This is a genomic window from Sphingopyxis sp. GW821-FHT10B01 (assembly GCF_059415685.1).
Map to the genome: position 1 here is coordinate 355163 of NZ_JBWKNS010000003.1, position 22872 is coordinate 378034.

A 22872-nucleotide genomic window follows, 5' to 3' on the forward strand; every position below is an offset into this window, starting at 1 on the left:
GAACAAAAAATTCGAGAGGGATTGATATGTTGAAGCGGACCATGATGATTTCCTTGCTGACGGGCTGCGCCTTTGCCCCGCCGGCCTATGCGCAGGGCGAACCCGCCGCCGCCGACGGATCGGGCGGCGATATCGTCGTCACCGCGCAGCGGCGCGAAAGCCGGCTGCAGGACGTGCCGCAGGCGGTGACCGCCTTTGGCAGCGAAGCGCTGCAACGCTTGGCGATCCGCGATACCGAAAGCCTCGTCCGCAACACGCCCAGCCTGACCTTCACGCCGGTCGGTCCGGGCGAGTCCAACGTCGGGCTGCGCGGGCTCACGACCGACCTCGGGCTCGCGCCGTCGGTCGCGGTCTATATCAACGACACACCGTTCGATTTCCGGACCGACGCCTATAGCGGCACGCCCAACATCGATCTGTTCGACATGCAGCGCGTCGAGGTGCTGCGCGGGCCGCAGGGCACATTGTTCGGGTCGAGCTCGACCGGCGGCACCATCCGCTATATCACCAACCAGCCCGACAGCTCGGGGTTCGACGCGCATGGCGAAGCCTTCGTCAACAGCGTCAAGGGCGGCGGCGAAGGCTATGGCGCGAAAGCCGCCATCAACCTGCCGATCTCGCCCAACGCCGCACTGCGCTTGACCGGCACCTATGAGAAGATCGCAGGCGATATCGAGCGCTACGACGCCACGCTCGCCGGACTGACGTCGCCGCAATCGGACGATGATATCGCCGAAAAAAACGCCAATGACGCGACGATCTTCAGCCTGCGCGGCGCGCTCCGGCTCGAGGCGGGCGATGACTTCACGATCACGCCGAGCCTGTTTTTCCAGCGCATCGATGCCGACAATCCGATCGCGACGCAGAGCAATCTGCCGGGGTTCGGCCGGGCGAGCGCGATCGGGCCCGAGCCGTCGCGCACCGACCTGCTGGTCGCGAACCTGACGCTCGAAAAGAGCTTCGGCAGTGTCGAACTCGTCTCGTCGAGCTCCTATCTCCACAAGGAATCCGATGCGACGCTCGACTACACCGCGCTCGGCTATAATATTCTCGGCGCGTTCGCGCCCTTCGCCAGCCTGACCCCGGCAAAGGCCGACACCTATGTCCAGGAATTGCGGCTAACCTCGTCGAACGACGGCCCGTTCAACTGGATCGCGGGTGTCTATTTCAGCCATACCGATCAGCAATTGGGGCAGATTTTCGTCGGCCAGGCATTTACCGACCTGCTCGATGCGACCTTTGGCCCCACGCCGGGACCGGTCGGTCCGATCTCCTACGACTATATCCAGAAGACGTCGGACCAGCAGCTCGCCGGATTTGCCGAAGTCAATTTCGACGTCAGCGAAACCGTCGAGCTGATCGCGGGGCTGCGTGTCTACAAGCTCAAGAATACGCTCGAGGCCAGCTGCACCGAAGTCGTTCCCGGCATCCTGTGCGGCGCCGATACGCCGCGGGTTACCGCGAAAAAGACGAGCGCCAGCCCGCGCTTTACGGTCAATTTCCGCCCCAATAGCAACACCACCCTTTATGCGACCGTCTCGCGCGGCTTCCGCGCGGGCGGGGCCAATGCGGCGGTTCCCCCTGCCCTCGGCTGCTCGCTCGCCGAATCGGTCGGCGCAATCTTCAGCCCCGATTCGGTGTGGAATTATGAAGTCGGGGCAAAGGTCGAAACATCGGACCGGGTGCTGACCGTCAACGGCGCCGCCTATCGCATCGAACAAAAGGGCGTCCAGCTCGCCATCCCCGACCCGTGCGGATCGACTTTCTTCGCCAACGCCGGCGACGCGCGCATCGACGGCGCCGAGCTGGAGGTCAGCCTGCGTCCGGCGCGCCATGTGACGCTCAGCGGACAACTGAGCTATGCCGACGCCCGCTTTACCGATGTCCCCGACCTATTCGGCGCGGCGGCCGGCTATGCCGAGGGTGATCGCACGCCCGAGACGCCGCGCTGGAAATTCGCGCTGTCGTCGGAACTGCGCTATCCGGTGAGCGATGCGTGGGAGCTTTATGCGCGCGGAAGCTGGCAGCATGTCGGCAAGACGCCCTTTGCCATCGACGGCGTCGTCAGTTCGGGGCGATTCCGGCCGGCCTATGACATCGCGAACTTCGACATCGGCGGCGAGAGCGGTAAGGTCGATGTCAGCCTGTTCGTCCGCAACGCATTCAACAAACGCGGCATCCTCGCGGTCGGGTCGGGCGCGGTGAGCACGATCGTGGGGGCGTATGAGAATGTCACCTACGCGGCGCCGCGCACCATCGGCCTCAGCGTGCGGATCAAGGGCTGACCGGCCAGTTTGCGAGGAGACGAAGCGTGACCGGCAGCAATTATTTCCCGCGCGAGGAATATGAAGCGCGCTGGAAGCGCGTGTGGGACGCCATGCGCGCCAAGGGCTATGACCATCTTCTCGTCTGGTCGCGCGGCGCCGGGTCCTACGACCGGCTCGGCAATGGCCTGTGGCTCACGAACTTCGCCAATAACGGCACGGGTCAGGACTGGGCGGACGACGTCCAGATGGGCGCCTGGACCTTTTCGGCGGTGCTGTTCCGCGACGGCCGCGCGCCCGAACTGCACAGCGCGCAGCCGCCGCAGGAAACCGAATATGCCAAGGTCGTTTGCGGCGAGTTGATCATCCACGAGCCGAGCCTGATAACGGGGCTTCCCGAATATTTCCGCAAGCATGGCATCGAAGGACGCATCGCGGTGGTCGGCGACGACGTGCTTCCCGGGCTCTACGACCGGCGGCTGCGCAGCCTGACCCCGCAGATCGAATGGGTCACCGACGAATGGTTCCTGCTCGAACCCCAGCGCGTGAAGTCGAAGCGCGAGCAGGAGGCGTTTCGGACCGCCGGCGACATCACCACCCATGCGCTCGCGGCCGGGATGGATGCGTTGATCGCCGGCGAGACCTCGGCCGAAGCCGCGGCGCGCACGGCCATGGAAATGATGCGGCGCGGCGGCGGCTTCTCGCGCATCGACATGCATCACGGCGCACATGCCGAACGCTTCCTCCTCGGCGACATGTTGTACGGGTACGACATGAGCGCGCCGAAAAAGGGCGATATGGTACGCGGATGGATTCAGGGGCCGATCTTCCAGGGCTATTGGCTCGATCCCGGCCGTACCGCCGTTTGCGGGGGGCGGCCCACCAAAGAGCAGCGGCATATATTGGAGGGCGCCACCGAGGTGTGCAAGGCGATCATCAAGGCGATCCGCCCCGGCGTCACCCCAAGGCAGCTCGGAATAATCGGCGAGAAAACGGCCCAGCGATACGCCGGGGAAGGGATCGACCTGAATTTGGGGATTTTCGGCCACCAGATGGGCACCTTCTATGGACCGCACATCATTCCCGTTGGAGACCCCGGCGCGCTGGAGGACGTCAAGGAAAAGCAAGGCACTTCGGCGAACGAAATCATGTTCAAGGAATATGAAAAGATCGACGAGCCCTATGAGCCCGGCATGCTGATCGCGGTCGAAGCCTTCATCAAGCATCCGGGCGTCGGCATGAGCGGCCTCGAAGACCATGTCCTGGTCACCAAGGACGGCTGCGAACAGGTTACCAATACGCCCTATTATCTTTGAACATGGCGCGATCGGGGTTTCAGGGGATCGAGGAATGCAGACGAACCGGCGACAATTTATCGCGCGATCGGCAATCGGTGGGCTCGGCCTGGTCGCCGCACCGCTGCTGCCAGCGGGATTAGCTCGCGCAGAGAGAGGCTCTCTGCAGGCGGCCGAACCGCCGATCACCGCTTCGCGCGCGCGCTATTACCGGCTTTCGCCCGAAGATGGCGCACAGCACGAAGATTTCGCCTGGGTCCAGATCGATCTGGGTATCTCCCGACCGATCGACGCGATCCGGTTGCGCCCGACACAGACCGGCATGGTGCCGGGACACGGATCTCCGATCCATTTCTGCATCGACTGTTCGGATGACCCGGCCTTTGGAAAAACGCGATCGCTCGTCAACTGGCGCGCGGAGCATCCTGCCGACCCGGAGAATTTTCTTGCCCGCTTCCCGCTGAAAGCCGTGAATGCCCGATATATCCGGCTGAGCGCAGGCGCCGAAACCCTCTCTCCCGGCGCCATATTGCCGTCCGGATTTGCCACGATAGAAATCCTGTCTGGCGGCGCCATAATGCCTGTCGCCGTGCGACGGTGGGAAGCGACACCCCGTCGCGGCCTGACGGCGGGCGGCCCGCTTTAGCGTGACCGCGTGCCAACGGAAACATGGGAAGCGACTCATTATTGGCGCGCGCTGCATCCTCGTCAGACCCGCGCTTCTGAGCCGCCCCCCCAACACCGGACGCGCTATTTGGGCGAGCCGTTCCGGATCCTCTGCTCACAAAGCGCGATGAAGCCGTCTGTCATGAAAGTGGTCATCCGCGCTTTACCCCTCCCTCGCTTTTCGCGGATTGCCGCCGAACGGCAATCCGCGTTACCCCGGCAGCGCGCGCTGCCCAGCCCCTATTGCTGGCCGCTTTCAGGCCGCCCTCAAGCGTCTCGCAACGACCAAAATCGGGCGCATGTGGATGGGCGATCCCACGCTGGTGATTCACTTGATGCGAGCGCGAGGCGCGAATGTCGGCAAGGATATTCGAAGCCCGGAATTTCACGATCCGACCGATTATCGAATGATTTCAAAAGCATATTTTCCCGACAGCATCGATACCGGTCAATTCGGAGAAAATGATTTTTATTTCTGTTTTTCAATATATTCCAAAGCATGGAGCAATTGAGCGGGAACAGGTTCGTGGCGGCAATCGAGGTAGATCCGGACAAGGTCCATGAATTTGCGGACATGGACGGTTTCTATCAATGGCTTGCGGGGCATCACGCCGCCGAACGCGAAGTCTGGATCAAGATCCACAAGGTCAAATCGGGCCTTCCGTCAATTACCCCCGAACAGGCGATCCAGGCGGCGCTGTGCTGGGGATGGATCGACGCCATCCGCAAATCCTTCGACGAAAAGAGTTTCCTCCAACGCTATACACGGCGCGGGCCGAAGAGTGTCTGGAGCCAGATCAACATCGACAATGTCGCGCGGCTGACCGCCGAGGGCAAGATGACGGAGCACGGCCTGAAACCCGTGGAAGCCGCCAAGGCGGACGGCCGCTGGGACCGCGCCTATCGCGTCAAGGGCTCGAACATTCCCGAGGACCTGCAGGCGGCAATCGATGCCGAGCCCGAAGCCCGGGCCATGCTGGAAAAACTGACCGCGCAAAACCGGTTCGCGCTGACCTTCCGTCTCGGCGCGATCAGAACCGAGGCCGGGCGAAAGAAGAAGATTGCCGACTTTGTGGCGATGCTGAAACGCGGCGAGACCTTTTACCCGCAGAAGACAAAGTGATGGCGCCGGAAGGCGGCCTCAGCCATCGGCCGCGGTGACGACATTTCCCGCCAAAGCGTCCCACCAATTGCCAAGCGCGTCGATCAGCGGAACAAGCCGCTCGCCATCGGGTGTCAGGTCATATTCGACCCGCCGGGGATAGCCTTCGAATTCGGTGCGCTGGACGATTCCGGCATCCTCGAGCTTGCGTAGTTCGAGCGTCAGCATCTTGTGCGAAATCGTCGGATTGTCACGGCGCAGATCGCTGAAACGCCTCGTCCCATCACTCAAATAATAGATCAGCAGCGTTGGCCAGCGGCCACTCAGTACCTGCATGATCTCTTCGATCGGGCATCGGGAAACAAGGTCTTTCATCGGTCACCCATGGTTACAAAAAGGTGCGTTATGTACGCGCGAACGATGCGCACTATATCGGTTTCCGCTGCGCAGCTCCCCCTCTAAACAATGGAGCAACATCTTGGAACCGATCCTAATTTATGGCTTCCCGTCGGGAAGTTCCATGGGACTTGTCGCCGCCCTCGAATGGCTGGGCAAACCCTATCGCCTGAGCCGCGTCGACATGTTCGGCGAAATGCGCGACCCCAGCTATGCCCGCATCAACGCCCGGCACGAGACACCGGCCCTGATCACCGATCAGGGAGCGGCGCTGACCGAAACGATGGCGATCGCACACTGGTTCGCCGCGCGCGACAGCGAACGGCGCATCAGTTTCGACCCGCTGTCCCCGGAAAACGACCGGATGATCCAGCGGATGGCGTTCATCAACACAAGCTTCACCGGCGGCTTCGGCCCGCTGTGGGCTGCGCTCGAAATGGCCCCGCCCAATCCGGTGCTGCAAGCAGCGCTGCGCGATTGGGGAGCAAAGGGCGTGATAGAACAGCACAACAGGCTGGAAGCGATGATGGCAGACGGCCCCTATCTTGCCGGAAACAAGCCGACGCTGGCCGATGGGCTTTTCATCGGCGTTGCGCGCTGGCTCGATTTTCACGGGGTCGCCGACAAGGCGCGCTGGCCAAAGCTTTCGGCGCTGCGCGACCGGCTGGAGGCCGATCCAGCGGTCATCTTCGCGACGAAGCTGGAAAGCGGCGAGGTGGCGACCGGCAGCGGCGCGTTCATCGGCCATGTGGCGCTGGCCGAGGTTATTGAACGACACGGCGTATGAACCGGGCGATGCGCGGACGGCCTGCCGCGCCCGCGCATCGCTTTCCCGCCGCCCGCGCCGGTCGCATGTTGCCGCGCCGCCGGCCGGGTGATAATAATCGACGCCGATGGATCGTATCGAAACCGAAGCCTCTGGCGGCTGCCAGTGCGGCGCGGTGCGCTGGCATGTGACGGCGGTGCTCGACACGTCGCACATCTGCCATTGCCGCATGTGCCAGAAGGCGGCGGGCAATTTCTTCATCGCGCTGATCGGCGTCCCGCGCGACGCGATCACCTGGACGCGCGGCGCGCCCGCCATGTTCAACAGTTCGGACAAGGCGGCGCGCGGATTCTGCCGTGAGTGCGGGACGCCGCTCACTTATGACTATGCCGAGAGCAAGCATATCAACCTGACGACCGGATCGTTCGACGATCCCTCGGCGTTCCCGCCGCAAGTCCAGTTCGGGCTCGAAGGCCAGCTATCGCTGTTCGAAGACCTGCCGATCAAGGGCGAAGGCACCACCGAAGAGACAATGAGCAGCCTTGTCGGCGCGATCAAGGCGAGCAACCACCAGCATCCCGACCACGACACCGACCGCTGGCCCGCCTGACCTCTTATGAGGGGAGCGCGCAGATCGCCGCGCTGGGCGTCAGACCAAAGGTTTCACGAAAGACGCGCGACAGATGCGCGGCGTCTGCGAAGCCGGCGTCCATCGCCGCAGTACGAACGAGAGCGCCCTGCTTCATCTGCTCGGCGGCAAACTGCATCGCTGACCAGCGCTTGAATTCGCGGAAGCTCTGCCCGGTCGCCGCCCTGAAATAACGCAACGCGCGCGTGCGTTCCATCCCGAGCCGCCGCGCAAGCTCGCCTTGCGACATCCGCCGCATCGGGTCGGCATAGATCGCGCGCACGGCATCGGCAACGCGCGGCAATGGCGCAGCGGCAGCGGCGGTCAACCGCGCGCGCAACTCATCGTCGGCATCGCCCGCGCCGTCCAGAACCGCCCCCGCCAGTTCGGCCAGCTTGCCGTCGAGCGCGCGCGCCAGCGGAACGTCAAACGGAAAGGCGAGACCGTCGAGATAGAGGATGTCGGCACCGCGCGCAGGCAAGGCGATGGCATGCACGACACCGGGACGGATCAGCAGCATGTCGCCCTCGACCGCTGCACCATCCAGCATCAACCGCAACGGACCGCCGCGCCCAATCAATATCCCGGTCACCGGGTTGGCGTGCGGCGCAAGCGGCGCGTCGACCGGCAGCAGCGAGTTCCGGAAAGGGGAGAGCGGGTCGGACATCGCGGTAACTATCTGCCGGTCGAGCATCGGGCGCAAGCAACGGCGCTAACGGTCGATCCCGGCACGCACGAAGGCGCCGTGCATCTCGCGCCCGTTCGGATAGACATCCTTGCGCACGACCTCGCCCACATCGTTCAGCGTGACGACGTCGAGCATCCCGACGCGCGCGACAAAAGGCGCGCCGCCCGGTTCGGTGAGCGCAAGCAGCATCGTCCATTCGAACACCCAATGGTCGGCCCCGTAGAGTCGCCGCCCCATTTCCTGCGTGAAATCGAAGGCTGCGAATAGCTGCCGACAATGTTCGCGCAGCCGCTCGCGCCCCTTCACCGGCTCGGTGCCGTCATGGAGCGCGAATACCGTGTCCTCCGAGTGAAGCGAGGCGATCAGGTCGGGATCCCTGGTTTCCCAGCCGACATGATAGCGGTCGAACAAGGCCGCAACGGGAAGGACGCGTTCGATTTGTGTGGTGGCGGACATATGCTTTCTCCCAAGATGTCGCAGGGAAGATTAACGGGCCCGTCGGCGAACGCGTTGAACAAACGTGCTCGGCGCCATGTCGGGTAATTTTCGCTAAGCCCTCCCATCCGCCTGTGATACGCCCGCGCCCGGGCAGGGGGACGTCATCAATGGCAACGCAAGCGTTCGACGAGAGTATAGGCAAGGCACGCGTAAAATGGATCGTGGTGCTGATCGCGCTGTCGGTCCTGCTGAACTATGTCGATCGCGGCGCGATCGGTGTCGCGGCGCCGCTGATGAAGGAAGAGCTGAAGCTGTCGGCAACGGGCTTCGGTCTTGCGGTCTCGGCCTTCTTCTGGGTTTATGCCCCCGCCTGTTTGCTCGTCGGCTGGCTCTGCGACCGCTTCTGTGTGTATCGCGTCTTTGCGCTTGGCGTCGCAATCTGGGCGATCAGCACCGCGCTCACCGGTTTCGTCGGCGGACTGGTATCGCTGATCATATTGCGGCTGTTCCTCGGGCTGGGCGAGAGCATCGCCTTTCCCGGCAGCACCAAAATTTTCGCGGCGGAAGTGCCCGCCGAACGGCGCGGGATCGCCAATGCCGCAGTGGCGGCAGCCATTGCATTCGGGCCGGCGATCGGTGTGCTCGCGGGCGGCGCGATCCTCGGCGAATGGGGATGGCGACCGGTCTTCTGGATTTTCGGCGCGGTGACGCTGCTCTGGCTCATCCCCTGGCAGATCGCGTCTTCGCCGATGCGCGCACGCGCGCGGGCGGATCGCGCCAGCGAACGGGTTTCCATCCGCCGCCTGCTCCGAGTTCCGACGCTGTGGAAGATGAGCATCGTCCATTTCCTGTCGAACTACGGTTTTTATTTCCTGCTCGCCTGGCTGCCGCTCTACCTCGTCAACACGCGCGGTTATTCGATCGGCGAAATGACGGTGCTGACAACGCTGAGCTTTACGACGCAGGGCATCGTCGCGCTCGCGGGCGGCTGGCTGTCCGACCGGATGGTCGCGCGCGGCGCCGACGAAGGCGAGGTTCGCCGCTGGCTGATGATCGCGGGACAAATCGCCATCGGCACCGCGACCGCCGGCATCGCGGTTGCCGAAGGCTATACAATGCTGGCCGTCTGGCTGGCGGTGGCGGGATTTGGCGCCGGGCTGATCGCGACGAACATCTTTGCCGTCGGCCAGATTTTCGCAGGTCCGCGCGCGGCAGGCAGCTGGATGGGGGTGCAGAACGCCCTCGGCAATATTTCGGGCATCGTCGGCCCGATCGTCACCGGGCTGATCGTCGATTATCTCGGCGGCTATGGCTATGCCTTTGCGACCGCGGCCGGTCTGTCGCTGCTCGGCGCATTGCTGTGGTGGAAGATGATCCCCGAAATCCGCACCCTCGATCTTTAATCCACCCGTTCGAGATCGAGCAGGAAGGCCTTGGCCTCCAGCCCGCCGGCGAAGCCCGTCAATTTGCCGGTCGATCCGACGACGCGGTGACATGGCGCGATGATCGAAATGGGATTGCGCCCATTGGCGGCGCCCACCGCCCGCGATGCGCTGGGCGTACCGAGTTGCTGCGCGATCTCGCCATAGCTGCGCGTCTCGCCGAACGGGATGGCGAGCAGGGCGGCCCAGACGCGCTTCTGGAAATCGGTACCGGCAAAAGACAGCGGAACATCGAAGGTACGACGTTCGCCCGCGAAATATTCGCCCAGCTGGCGTTCGGTTTCGACCAGTACGGGATGGTCCGCCTGCTCGTGCAATGCGCCCAGCCGGACCCGGTCGGGCTTGTCATCCTCCCACAAGATCGCGGCTAGCCCCCGGTCGTCGGCGACCAGCGTCAATTCGCCAACCGGCGACCAGATGGTTTTGGAATAGTAAGTCACGGGATCGATCCTTCGATGTCATTCGCTGTCGCACTTTGATGCGGACATTTATATGGCGGAGGTTGCACAGCGCTGCGTCCCGAATCTTGCGCCCAACGTCGATGGAAAGTTTGACATGACCCCCACCGCTACCATCCTGCTGCTCGGTTCGGGCGAACTCGGGCGTGAATTCGTCATTTCGGCGAAACGCCTCGGCTGCCGCGTCATCGCCTGCGACAGCTATGCAGGCGCGCCCGCGATGCAGGTCGCCGACGGCTTCGAGGTCTTCTCGATGCTCGACGGCGACGCGCTGCGCGGCGCTATCGAAAAGCATCGGCCCGACCATATCGTGCCCGAGGTCGAGGCGATCCGCACCGAAATCCTCGCCGAAGTCGAGGCCGAGGGTTTCCACGTCGTCCCCTCGGCGCGCGCCGCGCAGCTCACGATGAACCGCGACGCGATCCGCGATCTGGCGGCGAGCGAACTGGGGCTCAAAACCTCGACCTTCGAATATGCGACAACCCGCGAGGAGCTCGCGGCGGCGGCGGAGCGGATCGGCTTTCCGCTGGTCGTAAAGCCGGTCATGTCGTCGTCGGGCAAGGGCCAGAGCACGGTCCGGGACGCCGACGGCATCGACGCCGCATGGGACTATGCCGCCGCCGGGATGCGCGGCGACCGGCTGCGCGTCATCGCCGAGGCCTTCATTGACTTCGACTACGAGATCACCTTGCTCACAGTCCGCCACAAGGACGGCGTCAGCTTCTGCCCGCCGATCGGTCACCGGCAGGAACGCGGCGACTATCGCGAAAGCTGGCAACCCGCCGCCATGTCGGATGCCGCGCTCGCCGCGGCGCAGGCGATGGCGACGAAGGTCGTCGATGCGCTCGGCGGCCACGGTATCTTCGGCGTCGAATATTTCGTGAAGGGCGATCAGGTCATCTTCTCGGAACTGAGCCCGCGCCCGCACGACACGGGTATGGTGACGCTGATTTCGCAGTCGCTGTCCGAATTCGACCTCCATGCGCGCGCGATTCTGGGCCTGCCGATCCCCGCCATCGACGTCGCCGACGCCAGCGCGAGCGCCGTCCTGCTCGCCGACCGCGATGCACAGGATTTCGCGATCACCGGCCTCGCCGACGCGCTCGCCGCGCCAGATACCGCGACCTCGGTCGACATCCGTATCTTTGGCAAGCCCGTGACGCGCCCGTATCGCCGCATGGGTGTTGCGCTGGCCCGCGTCGCAGACGGCACAACCGACGAGGCCCGGACCGCGGCCGTCGCCGCAGCGGCAAAACTCGCCATCGAATACGGTAATTAGGTCGCTGATGGCCGGGAAGCCGGGCGCGGCAGCAGGACACGCACGATAAAGCCCACGGCTGGCCGCTGAAAGCTGATTTCGCCCGCGTGACTGCTCACAATGTCGCGGCTGATCGCGAGCCCCAGACCCGACCCGCCGGTTTCGCGGCTGCGCGACGTTTCGAGCCGTTCGAAAGGCTGAAACGCCTTTTCTTCATACTCGGGCGGGATCCCGTCGCCCTCGTCATGAATATCCACCGCGAACGCATCGGCCATGACCACCAGCCGGATCTCGACCGCGCCGCCATATTTACATCCATTGGCGATCAGGTTCGAAAAGGCGCGTTTTAATGCGACCGGACGGCAGGGAAGATCGGCATGTTCGGGACCTCTGTAGGAAACGCGCTCACCGAAATCGGAATATTCATCGGTCAGGCTGATCAGCAGCACCGCGAGATCGACGATCTCGACCTTTTCGCTCCGCGCTTCGGCGCTCATGAACGCTAGCGCGTCGCCGACCATCGTTTCCATTTCGTTGACGTTCAGCAGCAGCTGTTCGCGCTGCTCGGGGTTTTCGACATATTCGGCCATCAGGCGAAGCCGGGTAAGCGGGGTGCGCAGGTCGTGCGAAATCGCGGCGAGCATCCCCATCCGTTCGTCGATGAACCGTTTCAGCCGGAGCTGCATCGTGTTGAAGCTTTCGGCGATGGCGGCATATTCGGGCAGCCGCATTTCGGCGAGCAGCGCCGGCTCGCGGTTGCGCCCGAGCGATTCGATCGCGACCGAGAGACGGGTCAACGGGACGACGATGCTGCGCGCGATCCAGACCGAGAACAGGATCACGATCAGCAGATTCCCGATGACGCCGAACGCGATACGCGTGTAGTGGCGCCAGGATGTGGTGAGATTACGTTGCGTCACGGTCAGCCAACTGCCGTTGTCCAGCTTCACCGAAATGACGAGTTCGCCTAGCACGCTACTTTCGCTGCTCGCCAAGGTTTCCGACCGGAGCACCGCAGGAAGCTCGGGGATGACGACGATCGCATTGCGGGCAGATCGTTCCATATTCTGTTCGTCGTAGACCCCTGTCATGACGGCAACCCGCTCCACGGGAACCCCGATATCCCTGGCTATCGACTGCCGCAGGCCTTGAGCAAACTGCGAACCGGATTCCTGGACGATCGGAGGCGCGGCGCGGGTCAGGACAAAATCCAGATATCGCGACGACGCCATCGCCCCGAGCGCCTTTTCGCGGGGCGCGCCAGCGCTGGTCTCGGCAAGGCGGGCGCCGGCCACCACCGAATCGATCAGCCACGCACGTTCGACCATCACGAACGGCGGCGGCGGGATCAGATACTGAAGGCTCTGGTTGAGAAGATAAGCCGCGGCGACCGTCAGCACGATCGCAAAACCGATCCGTGGCGCGAGCTTCAGCCTAGACATGCTCGGCCGGAACCTACCCATGCGACGGCGCCCCGCTCTCGACATCGGCCGCGAAGAAATAGCCGCCGTTCCGGACGGTACGGATGAGCAGCGGCTCCTGCGGATTTTCCTCGATCTTGCGGCGAAGCCGACTGATCTGGACGTCGATGCTGCGATCGATGTTGAGGTTACTGCGGCCATGGACAAGGTCGAGCAACTGGTCGCGGCTGAGGACATGTTGTGGATGCTGCGCCAGTGCGGTTAGCAGGTCGAATTCGCCAGTCGTCAGATCGACGCGGGCCCCGCGCGGCGAAGTAAGCGCACGTTTTGTCAGGTCGAGCGTCCAGCCGGCAAAACGCAATCGCGCCTGCTTGGCGGCGACGGCCGGAGTGGAGGCCATCGTCGCCCGGCGCAGCATGGCGCGTATCCGCGCGAGGAGTTCGCGCGGATTGAATGGCTTGGCGACATAATCGTCGGCGCCAAGCTCGAGGCCGATCACCCGGTCGGTTTCGGTATCGCGGGCGGTCAGCAGGATGATTGGAACATGACTGCGCGCGCGCAGTCGCTGGCACAGGGTAAAGCCGTCGTCGCCGGGCATCATGACATCGAGCACGACGACATCGAACTGATGGCCGGCGAACAACTCCATCATCTGCTGGCCACCGTCGGCCATCGTGACCCGCAGACCATGGTCGCTGAGATAGCGCGCCAGCATCGTGCGAATGTGACGGTCGTCGTCGACCACGAGGATATGGAATTGCCGGTTAGTCGACATCGCCGGACGATAGCCGCCGCAGGGGCCCAAGTCTTTAGCCGACACATATTGAAACAAATCGATACGGACGGGTTATCGGCCGCGGCCGGCGGCGGTCTAGACCCGGCAGGCCATCGCCCTTCCCCCGGAGATTCCATGAACAACAGCCAACCAGCCGCCGCGCCCACGTTGAAACAGTCGCTGGCGATTGCCGCCTTCGGCGCAGCGCTTGCCGCAGCGTTTCTCTTTCTGCCCACAGACGTCCATGCGCAGGAACCGCCTGCCGAAGGCGATGACTGGAATATCGTGGTCGGCGCCGGCGCGATCTATGCTCCCGACTATGAAGGATCGAAGGATTATGAAGTCCTGCCTTTCCCGTATATTTCCGTCGGATACAAAGACATCGTCTATCTTCGCGGTCCGGAGATGGGCGTGAATATCATCCGCATCAAACCGGCCGAAGACATGAAGATCAGCTTTGGTCCGGTCGCGCGTTATCGCCGCGACCGGACCGAAAAGCGGAACCGCGCGCTCGTCGGGCTCGGCAAGGTCGATACATCGATCGAAGTCGGCGGCGCGGCGCGGCTCGATATCGGGCGGGCATGGGTGGAGCTTTCGGTGGCCAAGGATGTGGCCGGCGGTCACGACGGCGTCGTCGGTATCGCGACCGGGGGGGTCGACCTGGACCTGTCGGACGACCTGTCGCTGTCGCTAAGCGGCACGACAAGCTGGGCCGACAACAAATATATGCGCAGCTATTTCGGGGTCACGCCCGCGCAGGCGACACGCAGCGGACTTCCCGCCTTCTCTGCCGGAAAAGGGATGAAGGATGCCGGCGCGAATATCGGCCTGCATTATCGCCTGACCGACCATTGGATGATCGCCGCGACCGGGGGATATACCCGGCTGCTGAACGACGCGAAGGATGCTCCGCTGGTCCGTCTCCGCGGTTCGCCCGACCAATGGCAGGGCGGCGTATTTGTCGCCTACCGGTTCTGATCCCCCGTGCGCGGGCGTAGTCTCTCCCGGCCACGCTCGCGCCTCCGGATCTTTTCCTGCTCCCTCGATAATTATGGCGTACTCCCTGCTATGGCGGTCCCAGTCGCCGGGACGACCGCACCGGAACCCTGACGGCCGGGTCTACGCCGACATGCTCCCCATCTTTCGGTCCAGGCTCTTGTTCCGCGAATAGGGAGAAGAAAGACGCAGCCGCGCCCTAGGCCGTACCGGATACCCCTGCTACATCCCCGCCATGTCCGAGAAGAATCATCTCTATCTGGTCGATGGCTCCAGCTACATCTTCCGCGCCTATCACCGCCTGCCGCCGCTGACGAACCCGAAGGGTGTCCCCGTCGGCGCGGTTTATGGCTATACGACGATGCTGTGGAAACTCGCGAAAGATCTCCACGACGCCGACGGGCCGACGCACCTCGCGGTCATCCTCGATCATAGTAGCCAGTCGTTCCGCAACGAAATCTACGACCAGTATAAGGCCAACCGCCCCGAGCCGCCCGAAGACCTGCGCCCGCAATTCCCGCTGATCCGCGATGCGACGCGCGCCTTTTCGCTGCCGTGCATCGAGATGGAGGGCTTCGAGGCCGACGACCTGATCGCAAGCTATACCGAGGCCGCGGTCGCGGCGGGCTGGGATGTCACGATCGTCTCGTCCGACAAGGACCTGATGCAGCTGATCCGCGAGCCAGAGGGTGATGCGCCGCAAGTCGACATGCTCGACACGATGAAGAATGTCCGCCTCGGGCTGGAAGCAGTCGACGAAAAGTTCGGCGTTGCGCCGGACCTCGTCGGCGACGTGCTCGCGTTGATGGGCGACAGCGTCGATAACGTGCCCGGCGTGCGCGGGGTCGGGCCCAAGACCGCGACGAAGCTGATCCAGGAATATGGCGACCTCGAAAAAGTGCTTGCCGGCGCCGAGACGATGAAGGTGTCGAAGCTGCGCGACAATCTGATCGAACATGCCGACATGGCGCGGCTGTCGCGTATCCTTGTCGAACTGAAACGCGACGTGCCGCTCATCGACGCGCTCGACGATCTCAAACTCGGCGCAATCCCGCCCGAACCGCTCAAACTCTTCCTCGACGAACATGGCTTCCGTTCGCTCTCGGCGAAGCTCGACCTCGGCGCGACACCGGGCGGCCCCCCGACCTTCCCGCGCGCGAATGCCGCGCCGGTGGCGGCGCCCGTCGGGCCTTCGACCCCGGCGCTGCCGCCGATGCAGCCCATCGACCGCACCGTCTATGAATGCGTCACCACCCTCGAAGCGCTCGACCGCTGGATCGCCGAAGCGCGCGCCGCGCACGTCGTCGCGATCGACACCGAGACCGCGAGCCTCGACAGCGTCACCGGGCGCCTCGTCGGCGTCAGCATGGCGACCGCGCCGGGCAAGGCCTGCTACATTCCGCTCGGCCATGGCGGCACCGACATGTTTGCCGAAAAGCCCGAGCAGATCGCGCTGGACGTCGCGATCGAGCGCCTCCGTGCCTTGTTCGCCGACGATGCGGTGCTGAAGGTCGGGCATAACCTCAAATATGACATCGGGGTGCTCGCGCAGCACGGCGTCACCGTCGCGCCCTATGACGACACGCTGGTGATGAGTTTCGCGCTCGACGCGGGCAAGCACCAGCACGGCCTCGACGAGCTGGCAAAGCTCCACCTCGATCACACCTGCCTGACCTTCAAGGACATGTGCGGTTCGGGCAAGTCGCAGATCAGCTTTGCCGAAGTCCAGCTCGACCGCGCGACCGAATATGCCGCCGAGGATGCCGATGTCGCGCTGCGGCTTTGGAAGCTGCTCAAGCTCCGCCTCCCCATCGAGGGTGGGACGCGCGTCTATGAAATGGTCGACCGTCCGCTCGCCTCGATCGTCGAGGGGATGGAGCGCGCGGGTATCATGGTCGACCGCGAATATCTCGCCCGGCTATCGGGCGAGTTCGCGACCGAAATGCTCCGCATCGAAGGCGAGATTCACGGCCTCGCCGGCCAGCCCTTCGCCATCGGCAGTCCCAAGCAGCTCGGCGAAATCCTGTTTGACAAACTGGGCCTGAAGGGCGGCCGCAAAGGCAAGTCCGGCGACTGGTCGACCGACCTCAGCGAACTCGAGCGGTTAGAGCGCGATGGCGTGCCGATCGCGCGCAAGATATTGGAGTGGCGCCAGCTCGCCAAGCTGAAGTCGACCTATACCGACGCGCTGCAGCAGCAGATCAACGCGACGACCGGCCGTGTACATACGAGTTACAGCCTCGTCGGCGCGCAGACCGGACGCCTTTCGTCGACCGATCCCAACCTGCAGAACATTCCAATACGCACCGAAACCGGCCGCCAGATCCGCGACGCCTTTATTGCCGCGCCGGGGCATGTGCTGATCGCTGCCGACTATAGCCAGATCGAACTGCGGCTTGCCGCGCACATGGCCGATGTCCCCGAACTCAAAGAAGCCTTTGCGCGCGGCGACGATATTCACAGCGCAACCGCGATCGAATTGTTCGGCGAGGTCAATCGCGACACGCGCGGCAAGGCGAAGACGGTCAATTTCTCGATCCTCTACGGTATTTCGCGCTGGGGCCTCGCGGGCCGGCTCGAAGTCTCGCCCGACGAGGCGCAGGCGTTGATCGCGCGTTATTTCGAGCGCTTTCCTGGGATTTCGGACTATATCACCGACACCCTCGAAAGCGTTCGGGCGAAGGGCTATACCGAGACGCTGTTCGGCCGCAAAACCTGGTTCCCGCGCATCAAGGCGGCGAACCAGAACGAACGCGCGGGCAGCGAGCGCGCCGCGATCAACGCCCCGATCCAGGGCACCAGCGCCGATCTGATCAAGCGTGCGATGGCGCGGATGCCGAAAGCCCTGGAGGACGCAGGCCTGTCCGACGTGAAGATGCTGCTGCAGGTCCACGACGAACTCGTGTTCGAAGCCCCCGCAGACAGGGCCGAAGCCGCAAGTGCAGTGATCCGTGCGGTGATGTCGGGCGCCGCCGAGCCGGTGCTCAAGCTTTCGGTCCCGCTGGAGGTTGAGGTCGGCATCGGCAAGAGCTGGGGCGAAGCGCATTGATCGCGGCCCTGCTGTTCGTCGCGGCGCTCGTCGCCGATCCCGTCGCGGTGCCCCCGGCAGTTGCGGCGGCGACGTCGCCGGGACGCCCCTCCCCCCTCGCCGACGCCGATTTGCGCGAATTCGCCGCAATCGCGGGGCGCAAGGTCGTGGGCCGACCGGTCGGCGGACCTTATCCCACCGCCGACAAGGTGTTGCTGGTCGCACGGGACGACAAGGGTTTCCCGGTGATCGCGGCGAGCATCGGCTTTCCCGTCCGCCAGTCGCTGCCCGCGCCGCCACCCACCACGCTCGCGGTCGTCCGGCTGCACCAGCGATCTGAAACGATCGTTCCGGGCCCAACCCCCGACGACCTCGCCTTTGTCGCCGCGAACAAGCTGCCGCTGTTCGTTATCGGCGAATGGGCACGTCCCGCGCCGATGTGGGAGGTCGCATGGGTCGACGACGCGGTCCGTTACCGTACGATCGGCGAAGTCGGCGAAATCGGTCCCTGGCAGGACTGAAGCATCCGCGAGCGCCCGCTATTCGGGAACCGGCCCGAAACGATTGGGCCCTGCCGTGCCCCCGCGGGCCAGCTCGATCAAAAGCCCGAGCAGCAACAGGGCACCAGCGACAGCCAGCCAGTCGGGCCCGCCCGTCGACACATTGGCCTTGACCGCCCAATCGAACATCGCGGCAGGATCGGGGGCGGATTGCCGTTCCATCTCTGCCAGCATCGCAGGCATGCGTTTGGCCGCCTCCGCCACACGTTCGGCCTGTCCCACCCCCGTCGTGAACAACCCGAGCGGCAGGATCAGCGCCCACCAGCCGCTCCGCCCGCGATCGTGCAGGCGGCGCGCCGCCGCCGCGAGCAAAAGCAGGGCTCCCAGAAGATATATGCCGATATTCACATAAGCCGCGGTCACGAGACCCCGCATCTGGGCCTCAAAAATCTTTGCATTTAACGGCGCTTCTCCGGGCGCCGCCTCCCTCATCTCATGGAGCGACGGAAAGGTCAGCGCGATCTGCGCCGCGAACTGCCCGATGATCAACGGCGCGAAGACAAGCGCACCAAACATCCAGAATTGCATCCGGCCGTCACGGCCATGGCGATGAAACAGGCCACCAAAACCGTGCCGCGAAATATGCCTGATCGAAAATTCGCCCCCCCCCGCGCCATCGGGCGCTTTGCCTGCATATCAACGATATACCGGAGTACCAATGATCGGGCCGTCCCGCACCGGTAACAACGTCCGATCGAGCGCTCGCTTTCGTCCATCATGGCTCGCGGCCGGCAAAATCGGGTCTTGGCGAGACTGACCGGCACCCTGACGCGCCGCGCCGAACCTCCTGCCCTTTCGCGCGCGGAACTTTGCCTCTATGACGTCGCGATGACATCTGACTGGCACCTTTGTGACAGCCGGCAACAAAGGGTCCACATGAGCAAGTTCGAACCCGTCGCGAAGGCGCCGGTCCGTATCCAGCAGAATATTCTTGCCCGAGGCGAACGCCGCCTGCTCAACTGGTTGTGCGCACGTCTTCCCGGATGGGTCACCCCAGATCAGCTCACCGCCCTCGGCTTTGCCGGCGCGGTCCTGGTCGCTGCGGGCTATGTTCTCAGCTGGTTCGACAGCGAATGGCTCGGCCTTTCCCTCGTTGGCTATATTGTCAACTGGTTCGGCGATTCGCTCGACGGCAGCCTCGCGCGGTGGCGCGGTATCGAACGCCCCAACTATGGCTATTTCGTCGACCACAGCGTCGACGCGCTGGGAACGCTGCTGATGGTCAGCGCGATCGGGATGAGTCCCTATATGCGGTTCGACGTCGCACTGATGGCGGTGATCGGCTATTTCCTGCTGTCGATCCATACCTTCATCGCCGCCAAGGTTGCCGGCGAGTTTCGCCTGTCCTATATGGCGGGCGGGCCGACCGAACTTCGACTGATGCTGATGGCGATGACAATTGCCATGCCGATCGTCGGCGGCGGCGATATTCGCGGCACCAATTTCTCGGCCTTCGACCTGATCGCTCTCGTCGTCTCGAGCATCCTCGTGACGCTGTTCATCGTCCAGACGTCGGCGACGGCGCGGATGCTTCGCCGCCGCGGCGGCTAGCGAAAAAGCTTACGGGCGGACCCGCGCCTGCGCGTAGGTACCGAGCAGCCGCAACGATTTGGTCTGGAAATCCAGTTCTTCCAGCGCGCGGTCGATCCGCTCTTCGCCCGGCGCGCCTACAATGTCGGCATAGAATTGTGTCGCAGCAAAACTGCCGCCGGTCTGATAGCTTTCCAGCTTGGTCATATTGACACCGTTGGTCGCAAAACCGCCGAGCGCCTTGTAGAGCGCCGCGGGAACATTCTTCACCTCAAACATGAAGGTGGTCATCACCGGGCCGCTAATCGCCGAAAAATCGGGCAGCGGCGCACGCGCGAGCACGACGAAGCGCGTCATATTGTGGTCCGCGTCTTCCATCCCCGTGCCGTGGAGCGTCAGACCGTATAGTTCGGCGGCGTGCGGCGGTGCGAGCGCGGCAAGGCCGACCTCGTCGCTGTCGGCAACCCATGCCGCGGCACCCGCGGTGTCGCTATGCGCGACCGGCGCGATATTGTTGGCACGCAGCCAATGGCGACATTGGCCGAGCGCCTGTTCGTGACTCATCGCGCGCGTCACCGGGCCCAGGTCGCGGCTCATCAAGCCATAGCGGATCGGCAGGAAATGCTCGCCGACGATCGACAGACCGGATTCGGGGAGCAGGAAATGAATGTCGGCGACACGGCCGTGCAGGCTGTTTTCAATCGGGATGATCGCGCGGTCGACGCGGCCTTCCCGCACCGCGTCGATCGCATCCTCGAACGCATAGCAGGGCATCGGCAGCGAATTCGCATCATATTCACGCGCGGCGAGATCGCTGTTCGCACCGGGAGCGCCTTGGAACGCCAGCCCGCGTGCCGGCTCGGCGAGCGCCGCTGCGCGCATTTCGTCGACCAGATGCTGTGCCGAAGCCGAATAACTGCCCATATTTGCCTTCCCAGGGTGGAGCCGCGGCGCATAGCGAGCTGGTGCCCTTCACGCAACCGGCACCCGTGTGGTTCCCTTGGGCGATTTCATCCCCTTGCGCCGCCGTCGCCGCGCCAGTAAGGGAGCGTCCAAATCAAATATGCGCCCGGCAAGCGGGCGTCCGTAAACGGGGCTGCTAGAGCATGGACAATCGCAACAACACTATTGCCGGATGGGTGCTGTTCGCCGGCATTTGCGCGCTGGGCCTGACGATCGGGTCGAGCATGTTGTTCGCCAGCCACGCCCCGGAAAAGCCAGGTTTCGTTATCGAAGACGCCGAAGCCGGCGGCGGTGGTGCCGAATCGGCCGTGCCGCTCGCCAACCTGCTCGCCGCCGCCGATCCGGCGAAGGGCGAAGCGGTGTTCGCAAAATGCGCCGCTTGCCATACGATCAACACGGGCGGCGCCAACGGCATCGGTCCGAATCTCTTTGGCACGCTGGGCGAAGAAATCGGCCACGGTAAGCATGGCTTTGCCTTCTCCGCGGCGCTCGCCGGCATGGGCGGCAGCTGGGACTTCGAAAAGATGAACGCGTGGCTGACCAGCCCGCGCAAGTTCGCCCCGGGCACAAAAATGTCCTTCGCGGGCCTGTCGAGCCCCGAAGACCGGGCCAATCTGATCGTCTATCTGAATGCGCAGGGTTCGAACCTGCCGCTGCCTGCCGCCGAAGCCGCTCCCGCTGCTGCGGAAGGCACCGCTCCAGCAGAGGGCGCAGCCGCTGCGCCGGCCGCCGAGGGCGCTGCGGCTCCGGCCGCTGATTCCGCCGCCGCCCCCGCTCCGGCCGAAGCCAAGAAATAATGCGGCTCGCGCCAGCCGTGCTGGCGGGCGCTCTGGCGCTTGCCGGCTGCGGCAAGAGCGAGACACCCGCCGACGTACCGGCGACGGGCGAGACCGTTGCCGAAGCCCCAACCGCCACGCCCACCGCGGCGATGGGCGAGCAGGTCTTCCGGCGTTGCGTCGCATGTCACACGATCGACAAGGGTGGATCGAACGGCATCGGCCCCAATCTGCATGGGATCGTGGGACGCCCGGTCGCCTCGCACCCCGGGTTTTCCTACTCGGGCGCAATGAAGGCCAAGGGCGGCGTCTGGGACGATGCCGCGCTCGACACCTATCTCGAAGCACCGATGAAAGCGGTGCCGGGGACACGCATGGCCTTTGCCGGCGTGATCGATGCCGCCGACCGCAAGGCGCTGATCCTGTATCTGGACGAGCAGAAATAAGCGCCGCCCTCGCGAAAGCGGAGGCCGCTGGAGGCTTTACGCCATCAATCGCTGCTTAGGGACGACCGCGGCCCCCGCCTTCGCGGGGGCGACGGCTGTCAGTGATGTTCGCTATTCGCGTAGAAATCCTGGACGATCTTCCAAGCCTCGTCCGCCGTCTCGACGAATTTGAACAGGCCCAGATCGCGCGCGCTCACCACGCCCTCCTCGACCAGTGCCTCGAAATTGACGACGCGATGCCAGAATTCTTTGCCGAACAGCACGATCGGGATCGGCTTGATCTTGCCGGTCTGGATCAATGTCAGCAGTTCGAACATCTCGTCGAACGTACCGAAGCCACCGGGGAAAACACAGACCGCGCGGGCACGGAGCAGAAAGTGCATCTTGCGCAGCGCGAAATAGTGGAACTGGAAGCTGAGCGACGGGGTGACGAAGCGGTTCGGCGCCTGTTCGTGCGGCAGCACGATGTTGAGCCCGACCGATTCCTTGCCCACGTCGTCGGCACCGCGATTCGCGGCCTCCATGATCGATGGACCGCCGCCCGAACAGACAACGAAGTGACGGCAGCCATTTTCGTCGGGCGGGACCTGGCTCGCGAGCCGCGCGAGCGCACGCGCCTCCTCGTAATATTTCGATTTTTCTTTCAGTCGGCGCGCGATGTTGCGCTGGACGTCGTCGGTTGCCGCAGCTTCGAGCGCATCGGCCTGCGCAGGCTCGGGAATGCGCGCCGAGCCATAGATGACGAGCATCGATTCGATCTTTGCCTCGTCGAGCAGCAGTTCGGGCTTGAGCAGCTCGAGCTGGAAGCGAACAGGGCGCAAATCTTCGCGCAGCAGGAAATCATTGTCCTGAAACGCCAGCTTGTAGGCGGCGCTTGCGGTCTGCGGGGTGGTGGTCGCCTGTTTGGCGAACTTCGCGTCATCCTTGGCTTTGTGGAAACGCGAGCGATGGGGTTGTTTATCTTCTGCCATTGGCG

At 63.9% G+C, this 22872-nt stretch carries 24 protein-coding genes; 15 read left to right on the forward strand and 9 right to left on the reverse strand.

The window, feature by feature from the left end:
• The first annotated feature begins 26 nt into the window (after window positions 1–26).
• The 5 genes from AC07NV_RS10580 (at window position 27) to AC07NV_RS10600 (ending at window position 5348) form a co-directional block, all read left to right on the forward strand.
• Window positions 27–2285 (forward strand): TonB-dependent receptor, encoded by a 2259-nt coding sequence (locus AC07NV_RS10580; RefSeq protein WP_495166309.1) that lies wholly within the window; start codon window positions 27–29, stop codon window positions 2283–2285.
• A 26-nt stretch (window positions 2286–2311) separates the two neighbouring features.
• On the forward strand, window positions 2312–3580 hold the full coding sequence (locus AC07NV_RS10585) for a M24 family metallopeptidase (protein ID WP_495166310.1): 1269 nt from the start codon (window positions 2312–2314) through the stop codon (window positions 3578–3580).
• A gap of 34 nt (window positions 3581–3614) precedes the next feature.
• Window positions 3615–4205: a discoidin domain-containing protein gene (locus tag AC07NV_RS10590; protein ID WP_495166311.1), complete on the forward strand. Its 591-nt coding sequence runs from the start codon at window positions 3615–3617 to the stop codon at window positions 4203–4205.
• Between the two features lie 208 nt (window positions 4206–4413).
• Complete coding sequence (locus AC07NV_RS10595; RefSeq protein ID WP_495166312.1) at window positions 4414–4737, forward strand: hypothetical protein; 324 nt, start codon at window positions 4414–4416, stop codon at window positions 4735–4737.
• A gap of 14 nt (window positions 4738–4751) precedes the next feature.
• Window positions 4752–5348: a YdeI/OmpD-associated family protein gene (locus AC07NV_RS10600; protein WP_495166313.1), complete on the forward strand. Its 597-nt coding sequence runs from the start codon at window positions 4752–4754 to the stop codon at window positions 5346–5348.
• Between the two features lie 18 nt (window positions 5349–5366).
• Here the strand turns inward: AC07NV_RS10600 and AC07NV_RS10605 are convergent, their stop codons facing one another.
• Window positions 5367–5663, reverse strand: a complete 297-nt coding sequence (locus AC07NV_RS10605; protein WP_495166314.1) for a winged helix-turn-helix transcriptional regulator — start codon at window positions 5661–5663, stop codon at window positions 5367–5369.
• On the opposite strand from AC07NV_RS10605, the gene AC07NV_RS10610 reads away from it, so the two are divergent.
• Window positions 5662–6510: a glutathione S-transferase family protein gene (locus AC07NV_RS10610; RefSeq protein WP_495166315.1), complete on the forward strand. Its 849-nt coding sequence runs from the start codon at window positions 5662–5664 to the stop codon at window positions 6508–6510. The two genes, AC07NV_RS10605 and AC07NV_RS10610, sit on opposite strands and share 2 nt — an antisense overlap.
• Before the next feature lie 106 nt (window positions 6511–6616).
• Window positions 6617–7099, forward strand: coding sequence for a GFA family protein (locus AC07NV_RS10615; protein ID WP_495166316.1), 483 nt, complete (start codon window positions 6617–6619; stop codon window positions 7097–7099).
• 4 nt (window positions 7100–7103) lie between these two features.
• Here the strand turns inward: AC07NV_RS10615 and AC07NV_RS10620 are convergent, their stop codons facing one another.
• Together AC07NV_RS10620 and AC07NV_RS10625 are read right to left on the reverse strand one after the other, a co-directional pair.
• Window positions 7104–7784: a helix-turn-helix domain-containing protein gene (locus AC07NV_RS10620; protein WP_495166317.1), complete on the reverse strand. Its 681-nt coding sequence runs from the start codon at window positions 7782–7784 to the stop codon at window positions 7104–7106.
• Window positions 7785–7829: 45 nt separating this feature from the next.
• Window positions 7830–8261 (reverse strand): nuclear transport factor 2 family protein, encoded by a 432-nt coding sequence (locus tag AC07NV_RS10625; RefSeq protein WP_495166318.1) that lies wholly within the window; start codon window positions 8259–8261, stop codon window positions 7830–7832.
• Window positions 8262–8410: 149 nt separating this feature from the next.
• Between AC07NV_RS10625 and AC07NV_RS10630 the strand changes: the two genes are divergently transcribed.
• Entirely contained in the window at window positions 8411–9646 is a 1236-nt protein-coding gene (locus AC07NV_RS10630; protein WP_495166319.1) for an MFS transporter, read from the forward strand.
• Here the strand turns inward: AC07NV_RS10630 and AC07NV_RS10635 are convergent.
• A complete protein-coding gene (locus tag AC07NV_RS10635; RefSeq protein ID WP_495166320.1) occupies window positions 9643–10125 on the reverse strand; it encodes a methylated-DNA--[protein]-cysteine S-methyltransferase in 483 nt (160 codons plus the stop codon). The genes AC07NV_RS10630 and AC07NV_RS10635 overlap by 4 nt on opposite strands.
• A gap of 115 nt (window positions 10126–10240) precedes the next feature.
• On the opposite strand from AC07NV_RS10635, the gene purT reads away from it, so the two are divergent.
• On the forward strand, window positions 10241–11422 hold the full coding sequence (gene purT / locus AC07NV_RS10640; RefSeq protein ID WP_495166321.1) for a formate-dependent phosphoribosylglycinamide formyltransferase: 1182 nt from the start codon (window positions 10241–10243) through the stop codon (window positions 11420–11422).
• On the opposite strand, the gene AC07NV_RS10645 is transcribed toward purT, so the two are convergent.
• Entirely contained in the window at window positions 11419–12843 is a 1425-nt protein-coding gene (locus AC07NV_RS10645; RefSeq protein ID WP_495166322.1) for a sensor histidine kinase, read from the reverse strand. The genes purT and AC07NV_RS10645 overlap by 4 nt on opposite strands.
• A 13-nt stretch (window positions 12844–12856) precedes the next feature.
• Window positions 12857–13597, reverse strand: coding sequence for a response regulator (locus AC07NV_RS10650; protein ID WP_495166323.1), 741 nt, complete (start codon window positions 13595–13597; stop codon window positions 12857–12859).
• A gap of 135 nt (window positions 13598–13732) precedes the next feature.
• Here AC07NV_RS10650 and AC07NV_RS10655 point away from each other — a divergent pair, with 135 nt between their 5' ends.
• From AC07NV_RS10655 to AC07NV_RS10665, 3 genes are all read left to right on the forward strand, one after another.
• Window positions 13733–14575, forward strand: coding sequence for a MipA/OmpV family protein (locus AC07NV_RS10655; protein ID WP_495166324.1), 843 nt, complete (start codon window positions 13733–13735; stop codon window positions 14573–14575).
• Between the two features lie 253 nt (window positions 14576–14828).
• Window positions 14829–17642 carry a DNA polymerase I gene (gene polA, locus AC07NV_RS10660; protein ID WP_495166325.1) on the forward strand — a complete coding sequence of 938 codons (2814 nt, stop codon included), beginning with the start codon at window positions 14829–14831 and terminating at the stop codon, window positions 17640–17642.
• Complete coding sequence (locus AC07NV_RS10665) at window positions 17639–18142, forward strand: hypothetical protein (RefSeq protein WP_495166326.1); 504 nt, start codon at window positions 17639–17641, stop codon at window positions 18140–18142. The genes polA and AC07NV_RS10665 overlap by 4 nt, the downstream gene beginning before the upstream one ends.
• Window positions 18143–18160: 18 nt before the next feature.
• On the opposite strand, the gene AC07NV_RS10670 is transcribed toward AC07NV_RS10665, so the two are convergent.
• On the reverse strand, window positions 18161–18772 hold the full coding sequence (locus AC07NV_RS10670) for a DUF805 domain-containing protein (RefSeq protein ID WP_495166702.1): 612 nt from the start codon (window positions 18770–18772) through the stop codon (window positions 18161–18163).
• Window positions 18773–19057: 285 nt separating this feature from the next.
• On the opposite strand from AC07NV_RS10670, the gene AC07NV_RS10675 reads away from it, so the two are divergent.
• Window positions 19058–19732 (forward strand): CDP-alcohol phosphatidyltransferase family protein, encoded by a 675-nt coding sequence (locus tag AC07NV_RS10675; RefSeq protein ID WP_495166327.1) that lies wholly within the window; start codon window positions 19058–19060, stop codon window positions 19730–19732.
• Between the two features lie 9 nt (window positions 19733–19741).
• On the opposite strand, the gene AC07NV_RS10680 is transcribed toward AC07NV_RS10675, so the two are convergent.
• Complete coding sequence (locus AC07NV_RS10680; protein WP_495166328.1) at window positions 19742–20635, reverse strand: prephenate dehydratase; 894 nt, start codon at window positions 20633–20635, stop codon at window positions 19742–19744.
• A gap of 182 nt (window positions 20636–20817) precedes the next feature.
• Here AC07NV_RS10680 and AC07NV_RS10685 point away from each other — a divergent pair, with 182 nt between their 5' ends.
• Together AC07NV_RS10685 and AC07NV_RS10690 are read left to right on the forward strand one after the other, a co-directional pair.
• A complete protein-coding gene (locus AC07NV_RS10685) occupies window positions 20818–21471 on the forward strand; it encodes a c-type cytochrome (RefSeq protein ID WP_495166329.1) in 654 nt (217 codons plus the stop codon).
• Window positions 21471–21896 (forward strand): c-type cytochrome, encoded by a 426-nt coding sequence (locus AC07NV_RS10690; protein ID WP_495166330.1) that lies wholly within the window; start codon window positions 21471–21473, stop codon window positions 21894–21896. The genes AC07NV_RS10685 and AC07NV_RS10690 overlap by 1 nt, the downstream gene beginning before the upstream one ends.
• A gap of 98 nt (window positions 21897–21994) precedes the next feature.
• Here AC07NV_RS10690 and AC07NV_RS10695 read toward each other — a convergent pair whose 3' ends face one another.
• Window positions 21995–22867, reverse strand: coding sequence for an LOG family protein (locus AC07NV_RS10695; protein WP_495166331.1), 873 nt, complete (start codon window positions 22865–22867; stop codon window positions 21995–21997).
• Between the last annotated feature and the right edge of the window lie 5 nt (window positions 22868–22872).

Bases quoted from the DNA above. Each gene is read 5' to 3' on its own strand.
- AC07NV_RS10580 (WP_495166309.1), top strand. From the start codon at position 27: ATGTTGAAGCGGACCATGATGATTTCCTTGCTGACGGGCTGCGCCTTT.
- AC07NV_RS10590 (WP_495166311.1), top strand. From the start codon at position 3,615: ATGCAGACGAACCGGCGACAATTTATCGCGCGATCGGCAATCGGTGGG.
- AC07NV_RS10610 (WP_495166315.1), top strand. From the start codon at position 5,662: ATGATCTCTTCGATCGGGCATCGGGAAACAAGGTCTTTCATCGGTCAC.
- AC07NV_RS10605 (WP_495166314.1), bottom strand. From the start codon at position 5,663: ATGCAGGTACTGAGTGGCCGCTGGCCAACGCTGCTGATCTATTATTTG.
- AC07NV_RS10615 (WP_495166316.1), top strand. From the start codon at position 6,617: ATGGATCGTATCGAAACCGAAGCCTCTGGCGGCTGCCAGTGCGGCGCG.
- AC07NV_RS10620 (WP_495166317.1), bottom strand. From the start codon at position 7,784: ATGTCCGACCCGCTCTCCCCTTTCCGGAACTCGCTGCTGCCGGTCGAC.
- AC07NV_RS10625 (WP_495166318.1), bottom strand. From the start codon at position 8,261: ATGTCCGCCACCACACAAATCGAACGCGTCCTTCCCGTTGCGGCCTTG.
- AC07NV_RS10630 (WP_495166319.1), top strand. From the start codon at position 8,411: ATGGCAACGCAAGCGTTCGACGAGAGTATAGGCAAGGCACGCGTAAAA.
- purT (WP_495166321.1), top strand. From the start codon at position 10,241: ATGACCCCCACCGCTACCATCCTGCTGCTCGGTTCGGGCGAACTCGGG.
- AC07NV_RS10645 (WP_495166322.1), bottom strand. From the start codon at position 12,843: ATGTCTAGGCTGAAGCTCGCGCCACGGATCGGTTTTGCGATCGTGCTG.
- AC07NV_RS10650 (WP_495166323.1), bottom strand. From the start codon at position 13,597: ATGTCGACTAACCGGCAATTCCATATCCTCGTGGTCGACGACGACCGT.
- AC07NV_RS10655 (WP_495166324.1), top strand. From the start codon at position 13,733: ATGAACAACAGCCAACCAGCCGCCGCGCCCACGTTGAAACAGTCGCTG.
- polA (WP_495166325.1), top strand. From the start codon at position 14,829: ATGTCCGAGAAGAATCATCTCTATCTGGTCGATGGCTCCAGCTACATC.
- AC07NV_RS10675 (WP_495166327.1), top strand. From the start codon at position 19,058: ATGAGCAAGTTCGAACCCGTCGCGAAGGCGCCGGTCCGTATCCAGCAG.
- AC07NV_RS10680 (WP_495166328.1), bottom strand. From the start codon at position 20,635: ATGGGCAGTTATTCGGCTTCGGCACAGCATCTGGTCGACGAAATGCGC.
- AC07NV_RS10685 (WP_495166329.1), top strand. From the start codon at position 20,818: ATGGACAATCGCAACAACACTATTGCCGGATGGGTGCTGTTCGCCGGC.
- AC07NV_RS10690 (WP_495166330.1), top strand. From the start codon at position 21,471: ATGCGGCTCGCGCCAGCCGTGCTGGCGGGCGCTCTGGCGCTTGCCGGC.
- AC07NV_RS10695 (WP_495166331.1), bottom strand. From the start codon at position 22,867: ATGGCAGAAGATAAACAACCCCATCGCTCGCGTTTCCACAAAGCCAAG.